Source organism: Eikenella corrodens (genome assembly GCF_900187105.1).
Taxonomy (GTDB): domain Bacteria; phylum Pseudomonadota; class Gammaproteobacteria; order Burkholderiales; family Neisseriaceae; genus Eikenella; species Eikenella corrodens.
The window spans coordinates 1,921,707-1,936,889 of sequence record NZ_LT906482.1; the positions used below are offsets into that span (position 1 = coordinate 1,921,707).

Below are 15,183 nucleotides of genomic sequence, written 5' to 3' on the forward strand. Positions count from 1 at the left end.
AGCCTGTGTTTTTATATTTAAATTAGCTGGTTTTGCCGCTCCGGTATTGCCTGGCTTGCTCCGAACAATATGGGCTGCGCCATGTGTGGCAAAGGTATAGTGAATTAAATTTAAACCAGTACAGCGTTGGCTCGCCTTGCCGTACTATTTGTACTGTCTGCGGCTCGCCGCCTTGTCCTGATTTAAATTTAATCCACTATAAATTGGCTGGAAACGTGTTGTCCGCATTTAAAAGGCTACCTGAAATTTCAGGTAGCCTTTTATGAATTGGCTTAGGCATCTGGCAGGGCGGTTTCGGTGTCGCCATCTTGAGTGAATTGGGCGCAGACTTCAAGAATACCGCTGCCGAATTTTTGGATTTTGGCTTCGCCCAAGCCGTAGATGTTTTGCAGTTCGGTGAGGCTAGCGGGGCGTTGTTGCACGATGTCTTGCAGGGTGCGGTCGCCACACACAATGTAGGCGGGCACATTGTCGGCACGGGCGCGTTCGGTGCGCCATTGGCGCAGGGCTTGCCAGAGGCGTTCTTCGCGCTCGGTGCGCAGCCATTGTTCGCGCGGGGTGCGGGTGGCGGATTTTTCGCGTTTGAGCGGGCGCAGCATCACGGTCTGCTTGCCTTGCAGCACGGGGCGGGCGGCTTGGGTGAGCATGAGGGCGTGGTAGTTGTGCGGGTCGGTGGCGAGCAGGCCTTGGCCGATGCATTGGCGGATGATGCCGCGCCATTCTTTGTCGGACAGGGCGGCGCCGATGCCGTAGGTGGAGAGCTGGTCGTGGCGGTTTTGCCGAATCCAGTCGTCGGCTTTGCCGCGCAATACGTGGATGACGTAGCCGGCGGCAAAGCGCTGGCCGACGCGGTAAACGCAGCTGAGGAGTTTCTGCACGTTTTCGGTGGCGTTGAAGAGGACGGGCGGGTGCAGGCAGTTGTCGCAGTGGCCGCAGGGGGGGATTTCTTCGCCGAAGTGGCGCAATAGGGCGGCGCGGCGGCAGCTGGAGGTTTCGCACACGGCAAACATGGCTTCGAGTTTTTGCTGTTCGATTTGCTTTTGGAAGTCGCTGCTGTTGCCGGTTTGGATACGTTCGCGCAGCAGGGAGTAGTCGTTGAGGCCGTAGCACAGCCAACTAGCGGCGGGCTGGCCGTCGCGCCCGGCGCGGCCGCTTTCCTGGTAGAAGTGTTCGATGCTTTGCGGCATGTCGAGGTGGGCGACGAAGCGCACGTCGGGTTTGTCGATGCCCATGCCGAAGGCAACGGTGGCTACGATGATGAGGCCTTCTTCGCGGGTGAAGCGGTGCTGGTTTTCGTTGCGCTCGGTCATGGTGAGGCCGGCGTGATAAGGCAGGGCGCGGTAGCCGTGTTCGTTTAAAAAGGCGGCGGTGTCTTCCACTTTTTTGCGGCTTAAGCAGTAAACGATGCCGCTTTCGCCGTGGGGGCGGCTGTGCAGAAAATCGAGCAGCTGCTTTTTGCCGTTGTTTTTTTCGATGATTTGGTAGTAGATGTTGGGGCGGTCGAAGCTGGCGATGTATTCGGCGGCGTTTTCCAGCTTGAGGTAGTGTTTGATGTCGGCACGGGTTTCAGCGTCGGCGGTGGCGGTGAGGGCGATGCGGGGGATGGTGGGGTAGCGGTCGGCCAGGAGGCCGAGCTGGCGGTATTCGGGGCGGAAGTCGTGCCCCCATTGGCTCACGCAGTGGGCTTCGTCGATGGCGAACAGGCTGATTTCGGTGTGGTCGAGAAAGCGCAGGAAGCGTTCGCTTACCAAACGCTCGGGGGAAACGTAGAGCAGTTTCAGGTAGCCTGCCTCGATGGTGTCGGCAATCTGCTGCACCTGACTGCTGCCAATGCCACTGTGCACGCTGGCGGCGGCCACGCCTGCGGCCTGCAGGGCGGCCACTTGGTCGTCCATCAGGGCAATCAGCGGCGACACTACCACGGCCAGCCCGCGCCTCATCAGGGCGGGAATTTGATAACACAGGGATTTGCCGCCGCCGGTAGGCATCAGCACCAGCAGATTTTGCCCCTCTGCCAGCGCGTTCACAATTTCTTCCTGCCGCCCACGGAAGGCGTGATAGCCGAAAACTTCGCGCAGGATGCTGAGGGCGGAGGGTTGTGGCATGAGTGGTTTTCCGTTTGCGGGATTTGTTGGATATAATGGCGCGGATTTTATAGCGTTTGAAGGCTACCTGAAAGGATTTTTATGCAACTGAAGAGATGGGCCGGGCTGTGTGCGGTGTTGGTGTTGGCGGGTTGTCCGAGTATGAGCAGCGGGCCGAGCCTGGGCGGCAGCTGGAGAGAAGTGGGCGTGAGCCAGAACGGCAATATGCGTTACGAAATAGACACTTCCAGCATTCGGAAAGAAGGCAGCCGGGTTAGTTTCCGCGAGCGGATTACCGTGTCGGATGCGGGGCGCGAGCATTATGTGAACACGCCGCATTTCAAAACGGCGGTCAACCAATGGCAGTTCGATTGCCAGGCGCGCACCCGCCGTTTGGCTGCGGTGGATATGTGGGATGCTTCAGGCAACAAACTGGCTACCAACCAATATGAAACAGCCAGGCGGCCTGCCCAGCCGGTGGTGAAAGGTTCGGCCGGCGGTAAACAGTTTGAAATTGCCTGTGGCAAAACTTTGTGATTTTTGCAGAATTAAGGAGAGAAAATATGCGGATCAAGGGAATTGTGGCCGGTCTGTGCCTGCTGGTCGCTGCTGCGCCAGCTTGGGCGGATGATGCGGCGCAAACCGAGCTTTTGAGTGCACAGATGGCGTATCAGGAAGCATTAAAGGCGCAAACCGATAACGGCAGCCGTGTGAACACGCTGCGCACCCGTTTGGAAGCGGCGCAAACTGCTTTGCAGCAGAAACAGGCGGAAATCACGCAGTTGCAAACGCAATTGAATGAGGCGGATGTGGCCGCGCAGCAATCAAATACCACGCTGGAAGAAGCCGGCCGCCGGTTGGACGCGGCTTGGACGGCAGTACGCGGACAGCAGCCTTAGTCGAAGATTAGTAGCAGCAGATTTTTAGCTTTGCAGAAACTGGTTTTGACTGGTTAAAGCTGCGCTTTCAGGTAGCCTTTCCGTACGGAGAGGCTACCTGAAAGTTTATGTGAAAGTTTTGATGTTGGAGTTTGTATGGGAGAGGCTACCTGAAAGCACGGCGCAGCAGGGTTTCTGCGCAGTTAAAATTTCAGGTAGCCTTTGCTTGCCCAGCTATATCGGCATATAAAAAACCGGCCTGATTATTCAGGCCGGTTGGTTTATGCTGCGAGGGCATGAAGCCCCGTACCGCGTGGGTTAAGCTTTAACAATCTTAACTTTGTAGCGGCCGTCTTCTTGACGGTAAGCACCGTGGATGTCGGTTTCGAAGCCGGGGAAGTGGGCGCCGATTTCGCACAGCATCATCAGGAATTCCAAGATGGGCTTGCTTTCTTCGGTAATCATTTCACCAGGCATTACCAACGGTACGCCGGGAGGATAGGGCAGAATCATGTTGGCGTTGATCTTGCCTACCATGTCTTCCAAGTAGCAGTCTTCAATCTGACCTTTCAGCTCAAGCTGGAAGGCTTTGTGCGGGTTCATCACCATAGTCGGCAACACTTCGAATGCGCTGAACATGAGTTCAGGCAGGTTGTGTTTGCAGATCAGGCTGTGGATGCCTTGTGCCAATTCTTGAATCCGCATGTCTTGGTAGAAAGAGGGAGATTCGTTGAATACGCGCGGCAATACTTCTTCTACGGTGGCGTTGGCATCGTACAGGGACTTGAACTCGTTCAATGCGTGCAGCAGGCTGAGGGCTTTGGTGTCGTCCACGCCGATGCTGAAGAGCACGAGGATGTTGTAGGGACCAGTTTTCTCCACGATGATGCCGCGGTCTTCCAAGAATTTGGAAACAAGGTTGGCGGGGATACCGGTTTTTTCCAGCTCGCCGTTTTTATCCAAGCCCGGGGTAAGCAGAGTTACCTTAATCGGGTCGAGGTACATGTGTTGGGCGTCGATGTCTTTGAAGCCGTGCCATTTGTCGGTTTGATGCAATTCCCAGCATTCGATGTTGTCAACATTTTCAGGTTGCCATACATCGAAATACCATGAGTCGGCATGGGCTTTGTGTTTCTTGATTTCCTTACGGAATTTAACGGCGCGTTCCAGTGAATCCTGCATCAGGCGTTTACCGGAGTTGCCGCGCATCATGGCTGCTGCCACTTCAGTAGAGGCTACCATGGGGTAGAACGGAGAAGTGGAGGTGTGCATCATGTAGGCTTCGCCGAAGGTGGCGGTGTTCAGGTTACCCTTAACGTGAATCATGGAAGCCTGTGAGAATGCAGCCAGCAGTTTGTGGGTAGAGTGGGTTTCAAAGATTACCTTGTCTTTAACCTGCTTACCGCCCATACCGGTTTTGCCGTTGTAGATCGGGCTGAAGTTGGTGTAGGGAACCCAAGCAGAGTCGAAGTGGATGGATTTCACATCCAGGGTGTCTTTGATCTTGTCGGTGTTGTAGAACAGGCCGTCATAAGTGGAGTTGGTAATCACGGCATGTACCGGCCAAGTGGCGCCCGGAACTTTGGTAAGTTTTTCGGTAATAACTTCTTTGGTGAATTCTTTTTGCGGAATACCACCCAAGATACCGTAGGCGTTACGGGTCGGTTTCAGATACACCGGAGTAATGTCGCTCATCATCAACAGGTGGGTTAATGATTTGTGGCAGTTACGGTCGATCAGTACGGTGCTGCCGGCCGGAACGGAGTACATACCCACGATTTTGTTGGCGGTGGAAGTACCGTTGGTTACGATGTAGCTGTGGTCGGCATTGAAGGTTTCGGCGATGTATTCTTCGGCCTCTTTGTGCGGGCCGGAGTGGTCGAGCAGAGAGCCCAATTCGCCCATAGAAACTGAAATATCTGATTTGAATGTGTTTTCACCGTAGAAGTCGTAGAACAGGCTACCTACGGGAGATTTCAAGAAAGCGGTACCGCTCATGTGGCCCGGAGTACAGAATGTGTATTTGTTTTTATCAACGTAGTCAAACAGGGCTTTAGTGAAGGGCGGGGTGATATTGTCGATATAGTGACAGATTGCTTTTTCAATTTTATCAACGACGTCTTCGTTGCTGAACAGATGGCAATCGATGAAGGTGGCATGGTCGCCTACAGCGCCGAAGTCCACGGGTTTGTCGCAGTCGGTGGGCTTCAGAATGAATACGGGTAGCTCATCGTTGAGTGCAATAATTTGTTCGTCTAATTCTCGGTTGAAAATATCCAGTGTACAAAGCACTGAGCCTATTCTGGCGTCATGTTTCAGGAACGTCAGGATTTCTTGCGGGTCATGGGCTATTCGGATGGTGTGACCACCCTTTTCCAAAGTTTCAATCAAGCTCTTCAGATAGTCACCAAGTTCCTTATGACCACAGCCTAATAAGATGTTCTTCATGATCTAAATCCTTTAAGTAAATAAAAAAAACAACTGCTTTTGCCAGCAGGTAAGCTGGCTTTTTGCTACCGCCGCTGTTGTGCCATTTTGGCGCAACAACAGTAGTGGCAACCTGTGTTTTGCCGCTTGCGGATACAAGGGCAAAAATAAACCTGCATATGGGGTATGCAGGCAAGTGATTGATAGGGTATTAATGATATTCTTGGCTGTGTGGCCTGGCATTAGATAGAGAATCGTGGCAGCCGAGGCTGGCGGCGGGTAGAATATCGGATTACAGTTAAGGACTGATAAGAAAATGTAACAGTTCTTTAGCTGTTGCGTTCAAGTGGGCAAATATTAGAATTATTTGCATACCTTGCCTGCATTTAAAGCTGGTTGATTTTAAAGAACAATATCTTGATATGTGGCTGAGTTGGCAGTTTATTTGAATGCCTATCTATTTATTGATACATCATATCATAAAACATGGCGCCTTGGGTTGACCTTAGTCAGAAATTTTTAGAGTAAAGCTGTAGGATAGGGTGTGGAAAAGAAGTGGAAGAGCTATGCCGGCAAGGGATTAGCGTGAGTTTATAAAAATAGAAACGGTAGGCTTGGGGAAGCACCTACCGTTGGAGAAGCGAGTTTGTTGCCGAATAATAAGGAGGAAGCAGTATTTTCAGGTAGCCTCTGCCTGCTCTTGCCAGGCGGGACGTTTCCATTTAGGGGCGTCTTGGAAACGATAGGCGGCCATTTTGTTCAGCAGGGCGGGGATGCTGCTGTCTGTACACACTAAGCCGGTATTGGCGGCTGGCATGAAACCTTGGCTGGCGGTGTGTTGCAACAGGGTGGTGATAGGATTGAAAAAGCCGTTGATGTTGAGCAAGCCGATGGGTTTGCTGTGCAGTTTGAGCTGGGCGGCCGAGAGCACTTCAAACAGCTCTTCGTAGGTACCCAACCCGCCGGGCAAGGCGATGAAGGCGTCGGCCTGTTCAATCATTTTGGTACGCCGATCGGCCATATTATCGGTGATGATGAGCTCGGTGAGGCGGCCGTGCGCCATTTCTTCGTGGCGCAGGAAGGTGGGGATGATGCCGGTTACTTTGCCGCCGGCAGCCAGGGCGGCAGAAGCCACTTCACCCATCAGGCCGATGCCGCCACCGCCGTACACCAGCCGGCTGCCGCGTTCGGCAATGGCACGCCCCAGCTCGCGGGCAGCTTGGCTGTAGCTCGGGTCTTCGCCGAGGTTGGAGCCGCAATAGACGACAATATTGTTCATAGCGTTCATATTTATTCTTTCAGGTAGCCCGAGGCCTTGGCTAAATACTGCCCACGGCATATTTCTGTGTTGCATGTGCACGCCGTAAACTGCATCTATATTCGACAGCTTGGTGCAGGCCTCATCCTCTTGGAAGGTAGTGGTTTCGGCAATTAGCCGGTAAAAGTGAAAAGGTGGATTATAGCGAAATAGGAATTTTTGCGCACAGGCCGGAGGGTAGGGCGGCCAAAGGCTACCTGAAAATGCCACAACAGCTTTTCAGGTAGCCTTTGGCTTTAGGTGGAACTGATGCGTTCAGGTAGCCTGAAACCTGTATGGTGCAAAAAAACAGGCTGCCGATTGCTCCGGCAGCCTGTTTGGCGTGTATCGTTAATGCCCGTGGTGGCAGCCGCCGCCGGCTGAGGCCATGGCTTCGGCAGCCTGGGCATCGGCGTGGTAGCTGGAGCGCACCATGGCGCCGATGGCGGCGTTGGTGAAGCCCATGGCATAGGCTTCGTGCTCGAACTGTTTGAACATTTCGGGGGTAACGTAGCGCAATACGGGCAGGTGGCTGTTGCTGGGCTGCAGGTATTGGCCCACGGTAATCATTTCGATGTTGTTGGCACGCATATCGCGCATGATTTCGCGCACTTCGTCGTCGGTTTCGCCCAAGCCAACCATGATGCCAGATTTGGTGGGGATATGCGGCATCATTTCTTTGTAGCGGCGCAGCAGTTCGAGCGAATGCTGGTAGTTGGCGCCGGGGCGGGCTTGTTTGTAGAGGCGCGGGTGGGTTTCCAGATTGTGGTTCATCACATCGGGCGGGGTTTTGGCCAGGATTTCGAGGGCGATGTCCATACGGCCGCGGAAATCGGGCACGAGGATTTCGATTTTAGTGTTGGGGCTGCGCTCGCGGATGGCGGTGATGCAATCGGCAAAGTGCTGGGCGCCGCCGTCGCGCAAATCGTCGCGGTCTACCGAGGTGATAACAACATAGCGCAAATTCATGGCGGCCACGCTGGAGGCGAGATGTTGCGGCTCTTCGGGATCGAGCGCGTTGGGGCGGCCGTGGCCGACGTCGCAGAAGGGGCAGCGGCGGGTGCAGATGTCGCCCATAATCATGAAGGTGGCGGTGCCGCGGCTGAAGCATTCGCCGATATTGGGGCAGCTGGCCTCTTCACACACGGTGTGCATTTTCTGATCGCGCAGGATGTTCTTAATTTCAAAAAACTTTTTGCCGGTGGGCAGCTGGGCGCGAATCCATTCGGGCTTTTTCAGCTTCTGCTCCAGCGGCACAACCTTAATCGGGATACGGGCAACTTTGGCCGCGCCTTTGTGTTTGACGCCCCGGCTGTTGTCTTGTTTGTTTTCTGTGGTCATGGTTTATACCTTTGCTGTGTTTTTAATGTGGTGTGTACTTTTCAGGTAGCCTGTGGGTGATCTAATCGGCCTGTTTTTCAGGTAGCCCCAACTGCTGCTGCAAATGGGCAGTCAGCTTGGTGGCCACGTCGGCTACGGATGGGGTGGGCTGCACCAAGTCGGCAATTTGGGTCATTTCCAGCCCGGCGTAGCCGCAGGGGTTGATTTGGCGGAAGGGGCTCAAATCCATGTTTACGTTTAATGCCAAGCCGTGATACACCGCGCCGCGTTTGATGCGGAGGCCGAGCGAGGCGATTTTTTTGCCTTCCACATACACGCCGGGGCGCTTCGGGTCGGCTGCGGCGGCGATGCCGTATTCGGCCAAGGTGGCGATGATGCTGTTTTCCAAGCGGCTCACCAATTCGCGCACGCTGATTTTGCGGCGTTTGAAGTCGATTAGGGTATATACCACCAGCTGACCGGGGCCGTGGTAGGTAATTTGGCCGCCGCGGTCGATTTGCACCACGGGGATATTGCTGCGGGACAACAGGTGCTCGGCTTTGCCGGCCATGCCTTGAGTGAACACGGGCGGATGTTCCACCACCCAAAGCTCGTCTTCCGTGCTATCGTTTCGGGCGTCGGTGAAGGCTTCCATGGCGTGGAAAATCGGGCTGTATTCGGCTAGGCCAAGCTGGATGACTTTCATCACAGCACCACTTTCACCATCGGGTGCGAGGTGAGCGCGCGGTAGATATCATCGAGCTGCTCTTTGTTTTCGGCGTTGATGGTAACGGTTACGCCTTGGTAGTTGCCCTGGCTGCTTTCGCGGTGCTGCAAATCGTGCTCGGCGGTATCCGGCGCGTGCTGCTGCACGGTTTCGAGCACTTTGGCGGCAAATTGGGGGTGCTTGGCGCCCATGATTTTGATGGAGAAGCGGCAGGGGAATTCCAGCAGGGTTTCTTGGTTGGTTTCGCTCATGATGGTCTTTCAAGCGGCCGCCGTTCGGGGTGGCGGCGCGGTATAATCAGGGTGGCATTTTACTGGAAAACCGATGGCTTGAACAACACGCCGCCGTGTGGCGGAAATAGGGTTTCAGGTAGCCTTTGGCGCCGGATAAAGGCGACCTGAAAAGATTAACTGCCTGATTTTTATAGCTGCTTAAAATAAGAATAAGACGGCTTTGGTTTGCCGCTTTGTGTTATTTCAACAGAGAAACCGCTATAGTGTGTCAGAAAACCGCTGCCTGCTCCGTCTAAGCTATGTCTTCCATTTTTCCGAAAGCCCGAATCATGCTGCGTAAAATATTGTTGCTCTTAGCCGCCGTCATTCCCGCCGTTCTTATTCTCGGCTTGTTTGCCCCTAAGTTCATCGCTCAAGCCAAACCCGGAGCCCATACCATGCCCAATAATCCCGCCTTTGCCCAACGCCTCGTTTCCCTGCACACCCCTGATGGCCGGTCGGTGCAAACCCTGCTCAAGCCCGGCCGACCCACGCTGGTTAAATTCTGGGCCAGCTGGTGCCCCTTGTGCCTAAGCGAGCTGCAAACTACTGCCGAGTGGCAGCAGTCTGCCGAATTTTCCGGCGGAAACGCCCGTGCCAACCTGATTGCCGTGGCCTCGCCCGGATTTCTCGGCGAAAAGCCGGAAGCCGAATTTAAAGAATGGTTTGGCAAGCTCGATTATCCCGGTTTTCAGGTAGCCCTCGATGACGGCAGCCTGGCCAAAGCCGCCGGTATTGGCGTGTATCCCAGCTGGGTGTTGCTTTCTGCCGACGGAGAAATCTTGCGCGTGCACAAGGGCAGCCTGCAGCACGAACAAGCCCTTGCCCTGCTCGACAACCCCAATGCCGATCTCGCCGCCGTGCCCGTGCAGCAACACTACACCGCCGCCGACGGCAGCAGCCGCACCGCGCACACCAAAACCATCTATCTGGCCGGCGGCTGCTTCTGGGGTGTGGAAGCCTATATGCAGCGCCTGCCCGGCGTGGTGGATGCCGTATCCGGCTATGCCAACGGCCAAACCGCCCATCCCAGCTATGAAGACGTGATTCACGGCAGCGGCCATGCCGAAACCGTGAAGGTGGAGTACGACCCCGAGCGCATCAGCCTAACCGACCTGCTGCGCTACTACTTCCGTGTAATCGACCCCACCTCACTTAATCAGCAAGGCAACGACCGCGGCCGCCAATACCGCACCGGCATCTACTACACCGACCCGGCCGAAGCCCAAACCGTGCGCGCCGCCCTGGCGGCCGAACAGCGCAAATATAGCCGCCCCATTGTGGTGGAAGCCCTGCCGCTACAACACTTCTATCCCGCCGAGGCCTACCATCAAGACTACCTCGCCAAAAACCCCAACGGCTATTGCCACATCGACATCGGCCTGGCCGATAAGCCGCTCGAGCCGGCCGAGGGCGGCAGTGCTCCCGCCAAAGGCTTCAATCCCGCCACCTATCGCAAGCCCGACGACGCCACCCTGCGCCGCACCCTCACCGACGAGCAATACCGCGTTACCCAAAAAGGCGACACCGAACGCGCCTTCAGCCACCAATACGACAACCTGTTCGAGCCCGGCCTGTATGTCGATATCGTCAGCGGGCAGCCCCTGTTCAGCAGCCGCGACAAATTCAACTCCCATTGCGGCTGGCCCAGCTTCACCCGCCCCATCAGCCCCGATGCCGTGACCGAACACGACGACTACAGCTACCATATGCACCGCACCGAAGTGCGCAGCAGCGCCGCCCACTCCCACCTCGGCCACGTTTTCCCCGACGGCCCCCAAGATCGCGGCGGTCTGCGCTACTGCATCAACGGTGCCAGCCTGCGCTTCATCCCCGAAAACCAAATGCAGCAGCAAGGCTACGGCGGCTATCTGAAAGATTTGCATTAAGCACGGATCAATACAGAAAAAGGCTACCAGAATGTTCAGGTAGCCTTTGTTTTGAGATGGCTGATCTAGCCAATCCAATTACAATTGATACAAGGTGGCGAGCCGCAGACTGTACAGGTGTATGGTAAGGATAGCTAGCACCGTATCAGCAGTTGAGTTGATTGGCTAAAGGCTACCTGAAAAGGAATAACGAGCTTTCAGGTAGCCTTTCCCGCATAAAAAAACTGCCTGCATATTGTTTGCAGGCAGGTTGGCGCGAAATTGGCAGAGCCGGCTTATTTGGCAGCGGCGGTACCGAAGTATTGCTGGTGGATGCGGTCGTATTCACCGCTGGCTTTGATGGCGGCCAGGGCTTTATTGAGGGTGTCGCGCAGTTCAGTGTCGTCTTGGCGCAGGGCGATACCGTAGTGTTCGGCTTCGAAATCGGGCACTTTAATCATGGTGAAGCCTTTGTCGCCGTTGTGTTTGATGAATTCCATCACCACGGAGCTGTCGCTCACGGCTGCGTCCACGCCGCCGTTTTGCAATTCTTTCAGCAAGAGGGGCAGGCTTTCGAAGCGGGTTACTTTAGGATTGGTGGCGCCCAAGAGTTTGGAAGCAGCCAAATCGCCGGTATTGCCGGTTACCACGCCTACGCGGTTGAGGTTTTTTAAATCTTCCACAGAAGCCACTTGTTTGCCTTCGGGCACGGCCACTACTTGGGTGATTTCAAAGTAGGGGTCGGTGAAGAGCATGCTTTGTTGGCGTTCGGGGGTGATGGTTACGGCAGCTACCACTACGTCGGCATCGCCGTTGCGCAGGCTATTGAAGAGGCTGTCCCAAGATTGATCTTTAAATTCCACGCGGTAGCCGGCTTCTTTGGCTAAGGCGTTGATGAGGTCGATGTCGAAGCCGCTGAGGCTGCCATCGGGGTTTTTAGATTCGAAGGGGGCGAATTCGGCATTGGTGGCCACGCGCAATACTTTTTCGCTGCTGGGGGCGGAAGCGCCGGAAGCATTGGCATCGGCAGGCTGTGAAGCTTGCTGGGTGCCGCCGGAATTGCCACAGCCGCTGAGGGCGATGGCGGAGCAGGCCAGGGCGGTGGCCAGCCATTTTTTCATGTTCATTGTTTGGTTCTCCTGGATTGGTTTGGATATTAATTAATGATTGCGCTCCGTGCGCATCATTCGGGAACACATCATACAACCATATGCGGAAATTCTAAAGGTTTATTGCAGAATATAGCCCAAGCACCTTATTTCTACTGGGGCAGTGGGCGCACTTTGTTGCCTTATTCATGCTGTCTGTAGGCTGCATTGTGGGAAGAAGTAATCGCTTCAACGATATCAGGTAAGGCTACCTGAAAGCATCGGCTGCTGCGAATCTAAAATGCCATTTCATTGTTCGACCTGTATCGATGATAGCCAGCTTCGGTGCAGCAAACAGACTCAAGCTACGCCGTGTGGGCGAAACTCCACTATAATAGCGGCTGTTATCATCTTAATCGGTGCACTTTAAAACCATGCCGTATCCGTCTGCCCCCGAACAGCCCGAGCGGCGGCGCCTGCTCGCTTCGTTTGCTGCTGTTTCCGCCGTTGCCTGCCTGCCTCAAGCCGCCCGTGCCGGGGCGCAGCGCGAGGAGACGCTGTCGGACGATGTCACTTCGGTGATGCGCCATTCGGTGAATAATGTGAACCCGCCGCGCCTGGTGTTTGAAAACCCGTATAACGCGCCGCGCTGGCTCAATGATATGTCGCTGCGGCTGGCACGTTTTGTGCCCGACCCGCTGGAGCGCCGCCGCCTGCTTATCAATATTCAATACGAAACCACCCGTGCCGGGCTGGATACGCAGCTGATTTTGGGGCTGATTACGGTGGAGAGTGCGTTTCGGCAGTATGCCATCAGCAGCGTAGGTGCGCGCGGGCTGATGCAGGTGATGCCGTTTTGGCAGCGCTACATCGGCAAACCGGAGCACAACCTGTTCGACATCCGCACCAACCTGCGCTACGGCTGCACCATCCTGCGCCACTACAGCAATCTGGAAAACGGCAATATGGAACGTGCATTGGCGCGTTACAACGGCAGCCTCGGTAGCCGGCGCTATCCCGACGCGGTAATCGGCGCGTGGCAGAACCGCTGGCAGTGGTCATAGTTAGGCTACCTGAAAGTCCATATGAGACCTTTGCAAAATTCCCCAAAATCCCCTAAATTTCCACCCAAGACATTTAGGGGATTTCTCATGAGCACCTTCTTCCAGCAAACCGCACAAGCCATGATTGCCAAACACATCGACCGCTTCCCACTATTGAAGTTGGATCAAGTGATTGATTGGCAACCGATCGAACAGTACCTGAATCGTCAAAGAACCCGTTACCTTCGAGACCACCGCGGCCGTCCCGCCTATTCCCTGTTATCCATGTTCAAAGCCGTCCTGCTCGGACAATGGCACAGCCTCTCCGATCCCGAACTCGAACACAGTCTCATCACCCGCATCGATTTCAACCTATTTTGCCGTTTTGACGAGTTGAGCATCCCCGATTACAGCACCTTATGCCGCTACCGCAACTGGCTGGCGCAAGACGACACCCTGTCCGAATTGCTGGAACTGATTAACCGCCAACTGACCGAAAAAAACCTAAAAGTAGAGAAAGCATCCGCCGCCGTCATTGACGCCACCATTATTCAGACCGCCGGCAGCAAACAGCGTCAGGCCATAGAAGTCGATGAAGAAGGACAAGTCAGCGGCCAAACCACACCGAGTAAAGATAAAGATGCCCGTTGGACAAAGAAAAACGGCCTCTACAAACTCGGTTACAAACAACATACCCGTACCGATGAGGAAGGCTATATCGAGAAACTGCACATTACCCCCGCCAATACCCATGAGTGCAACCACCTGTTGCCTTTGCTGGAAGGAATAGCCAAAGACACAACCGTCTATGCCGATAAAGGCTACGACAGTGCGGAAAACCGGCAACATCTGGAAGAGCGTCGACTGCAGGATGGCATTATGCGCAAAGCCCACCGCAACCGCCCGCTGACGGAAGCGCAAACCAAACGCAACCGATATTTGTCGAAGACCCGTTATGTGGTCGAACAAAGCTTCGGTACGTTGCACCGTAAATTCCGCTACGCGCGGGCAGCCTATTTCGGACTGATTAAAGTGAGTGCGCAAAGCCATCTGAAGGCGATGTGTTTGAACCTGTTGAAAGCGGCTAACAGGCTAAGTGTGCCTGTTGCCGCCTAAAAGGCGGCCCGGATGCCTGATTATCGGGTATCCGGGGAGGATTAAGGGGGTATTTGGGTAAAACAGGAGGTATTGGGGGAGGGAAATAGCCGAAAACCTGTGTTTGGGTTCTGGCTGTCAGCGAAAAGGTGAAGAGAGGTATTTTGCAAAGGTCTCCATATTTCGATTTTCAGCATAGCCGAAGTGCCTTTTCTATTTTTCAGGTAGCCTCCAGCGCGAAGCAGGCTACCTGAAAAAATATAATCTGAGATCAACTGCAAAATATGGAATATTTCACTGCCGAACAAGCCTTCAGCCAAACCATCAAGAATCTGCATATCCTACTCAAACCGCTTGGCTTCAAGAAAAAAGGCAACCATTTCTACCGCTGTACCGAACACGGCGTTGGTCAGCTTATTCACACGCAAAAAAGCCGGTGGAGCAACAAAAGCCGCATCAGCTTTACTTTCAATATTGGCATCGCCTGCCCGCTGTTGCAACACGACCCGCGGTTCCAAGAAATCGGGCAGGCTCTGCCTGATTTTCCGAGCATACACGATTGCCTGGCACAGGAACGCATTGGCTTCCTGCTGCCCGAACCGGAGCAGCAAGATATTTGGTTTGAAGTAGCAGATGGTGCAAATAACACTGCCGTTTTGCAAGAAGTGCAAACCATAGTGGAAACATTTGTGCTGCCACACTTTGCTGCACACAACCTGCCGCAGCAGCTTTATCCGCTTATCGATAACCGGCACGCCATGCGGCTGGCCGCCAAATTGGGTGAGCCGGAACAGGCGCAACGGTTTTATTGGGCAGAGCAAGAGTGGGCGCAACAGCGCTATCGTGAAGAATGCCAAGCCGCCGAGCATTTCCAACCCGGGGATGATGAATATTACGAAGACGAAGATGGCTGCATCGTGTTTGGCGGCGAGCAGCCCGATCCGCAAGTTTGGCTGGATTATTTGTCGGAGTTAGAGCGGGATGCCGCCCGGTGGGGTGTGCTGACGTGAGCTTTATTACACATATATCCTTTCAGGTAGCCTCGAGCGCGAAGCAGGCTACCAGAAAACTAATCCGGCCTTGC

Annotated in this window: 13 protein-coding genes and 1 pseudogene; 6 read left to right on the forward strand and 8 right to left on the reverse strand. The window is 54.6% G+C overall.

The window, feature by feature from the left end; genetic code table 11:
• Positions 1-91: 91 nt before the first annotated feature.
• Positions 92-201, reverse strand: a pseudogene (locus tag CKV94_RS11400) (IS5/IS1182 family transposase); the annotation flags it as partial.
• Positions 202-272: 71 nt separating this feature from the next.
• Positions 273-2,105: a DNA helicase RecQ gene (gene recQ / locus CKV94_RS09685; protein WP_003821693.1), complete on the reverse strand. Its 1,833-nt coding sequence runs from the start codon at positions 2,103-2,105 to the stop codon at positions 273-275.
• Between the two features lie 81 nt (positions 2,106-2,186).
• On the opposite strand from recQ, the gene CKV94_RS09690 reads away from it, so the two are divergent.
• On the forward strand, positions 2,187-2,621 hold the full coding sequence (locus CKV94_RS09690; RefSeq protein WP_003821692.1) for a surface-adhesin E family protein: 435 nt from the start codon (positions 2,187-2,189) through the stop codon (positions 2,619-2,621).
• A 26-nt stretch (positions 2,622-2,647) separates the two neighbouring features.
• Positions 2,648-2,983 (forward strand): hypothetical protein, encoded by a 336-nt coding sequence (locus tag CKV94_RS09695; RefSeq protein WP_035579681.1) that lies wholly within the window; start codon positions 2,648-2,650, stop codon positions 2,981-2,983.
• 297 nt (positions 2,984-3,280) lie between these two features.
• Here the strand turns inward: CKV94_RS09695 and CKV94_RS09700 are convergent, their stop codons facing one another.
• The 5 genes from CKV94_RS09700 to CKV94_RS09720 form a co-directional block, all read right to left on the reverse strand.
• Entirely contained in the window at positions 3,281-5,410 is a 2,130-nt protein-coding gene (locus tag CKV94_RS09700) for a lysine decarboxylase LdcC (RefSeq protein ID WP_003821689.1), read from the reverse strand.
• Positions 5,411-6,068: 658 nt separating this feature from the next.
• Positions 6,069-6,743: an LOG family protein gene (locus CKV94_RS09705; RefSeq protein ID WP_003821687.1), complete on the reverse strand. Its 675-nt coding sequence runs from the start codon at positions 6,741-6,743 to the stop codon at positions 6,069-6,071.
• A 294-nt stretch (positions 6,744-7,037) separates the two neighbouring features.
• Positions 7,038-8,027, reverse strand: coding sequence for a lipoyl synthase (gene lipA, locus CKV94_RS09710; protein ID WP_035579678.1), 990 nt, complete (start codon positions 8,025-8,027; stop codon positions 7,038-7,040).
• A gap of 61 nt (positions 8,028-8,088) precedes the next feature.
• Complete coding sequence (lipB, locus tag CKV94_RS09715) at positions 8,089-8,712, reverse strand: lipoyl(octanoyl) transferase LipB (protein ID WP_003821683.1); 624 nt, start codon at positions 8,710-8,712, stop codon at positions 8,089-8,091.
• Complete coding sequence (locus CKV94_RS09720; protein ID WP_161802038.1) at positions 8,712-8,987, reverse strand: HP0495 family protein; 276 nt, start codon at positions 8,985-8,987, stop codon at positions 8,712-8,714. The genes lipB and CKV94_RS09720 overlap by 1 nt, the downstream gene beginning before the upstream one ends.
• Positions 8,988-9,295: 308 nt before the next feature.
• Between CKV94_RS09720 and msrAB the strand changes: the two genes are divergently transcribed.
• Complete coding sequence (gene msrAB, locus CKV94_RS09725) at positions 9,296-10,894, forward strand: bifunctional peptide-methionine (S)-S-oxide reductase MsrA/peptide-methionine (R)-S-oxide reductase MsrB (protein WP_050754430.1); 1,599 nt, start codon at positions 9,296-9,298, stop codon at positions 10,892-10,894.
• Between the two features lie 275 nt (positions 10,895-11,169).
• On the opposite strand, the gene CKV94_RS09730 is transcribed toward msrAB, so the two are convergent.
• Positions 11,170-12,000, reverse strand: coding sequence for a basic amino acid ABC transporter substrate-binding protein (locus CKV94_RS09730; protein ID WP_003821679.1), 831 nt, complete (start codon positions 11,998-12,000; stop codon positions 11,170-11,172).
• A 395-nt stretch (positions 12,001-12,395) separates the two neighbouring features.
• On the opposite strand from CKV94_RS09730, the gene CKV94_RS09735 reads away from it, so the two are divergent.
• From CKV94_RS09735 to CKV94_RS09750, 3 genes are all read left to right on the forward strand, one after another.
• Positions 12,396-13,025 (forward strand): lytic transglycosylase domain-containing protein, encoded by a 630-nt coding sequence (locus CKV94_RS09735; protein WP_003821678.1) that lies wholly within the window; start codon positions 12,396-12,398, stop codon positions 13,023-13,025.
• 87 nt (positions 13,026-13,112) lie between these two features.
• Positions 13,113-14,120: an IS5 family transposase gene (locus CKV94_RS09740; RefSeq protein WP_003825078.1), complete on the forward strand. Its 1,008-nt coding sequence runs from the start codon at positions 13,113-13,115 to the stop codon at positions 14,118-14,120.
• 263 nt (positions 14,121-14,383) lie between these two features.
• Complete coding sequence (locus CKV94_RS09750) at positions 14,384-15,109, forward strand: DUF4304 domain-containing protein (protein WP_003821675.1); 726 nt, start codon at positions 14,384-14,386, stop codon at positions 15,107-15,109.
• The last annotated feature ends 74 nt before the right edge of the window (positions 15,110-15,183 follow it).

What these genes read in the sequence shown, in the direction of transcription:
- recQ (WP_003821693.1), bottom strand. Translation starts at nt 2,105, where the DNA reads ATGCCACAACCCTCCGCCCTCAGCATCCTGCGCGAAGTTTTCGGCTAT.
- CKV94_RS09690 (WP_003821692.1), top strand. Translation starts at nt 2,187, where the DNA reads ATGCAACTGAAGAGATGGGCCGGGCTGTGTGCGGTGTTGGTGTTGGCG.
- CKV94_RS09695 (WP_035579681.1), top strand. Translation starts at nt 2,648, where the DNA reads ATGCGGATCAAGGGAATTGTGGCCGGTCTGTGCCTGCTGGTCGCTGCT.
- CKV94_RS09700 (WP_003821689.1), bottom strand. Translation starts at nt 5,410, where the DNA reads ATGAAGAACATCTTATTAGGCTGTGGTCATAAGGAACTTGGTGACTAT.
- CKV94_RS09705 (WP_003821687.1), bottom strand. Translation starts at nt 6,743, where the DNA reads ATGCAACACAGAAATATGCCGTGGGCAGTATTTAGCCAAGGCCTCGGG.
- lipA (WP_035579678.1), bottom strand. Translation starts at nt 8,027, where the DNA reads ATGACCACAGAAAACAAACAAGACAACAGCCGGGGCGTCAAACACAAA.
- lipB (WP_003821683.1), bottom strand. Translation starts at nt 8,712, where the DNA reads ATGAAAGTCATCCAGCTTGGCCTAGCCGAATACAGCCCGATTTTCCAC.
- msrAB (WP_050754430.1), top strand. Translation starts at nt 9,296, where the DNA reads ATGCTGCGTAAAATATTGTTGCTCTTAGCCGCCGTCATTCCCGCCGTT.
- CKV94_RS09730 (WP_003821679.1), bottom strand. Translation starts at nt 12,000, where the DNA reads ATGAACATGAAAAAATGGCTGGCCACCGCCCTGGCCTGCTCCGCCATC.
- CKV94_RS09735 (WP_003821678.1), top strand. Translation starts at nt 12,396, where the DNA reads ATGCCGTATCCGTCTGCCCCCGAACAGCCCGAGCGGCGGCGCCTGCTC.
- CKV94_RS09740 (WP_003825078.1), top strand. Translation starts at nt 13,113, where the DNA reads ATGAGCACCTTCTTCCAGCAAACCGCACAAGCCATGATTGCCAAACAC.
- CKV94_RS09750 (WP_003821675.1), top strand. Translation starts at nt 14,384, where the DNA reads ATGGAATATTTCACTGCCGAACAAGCCTTCAGCCAAACCATCAAGAAT.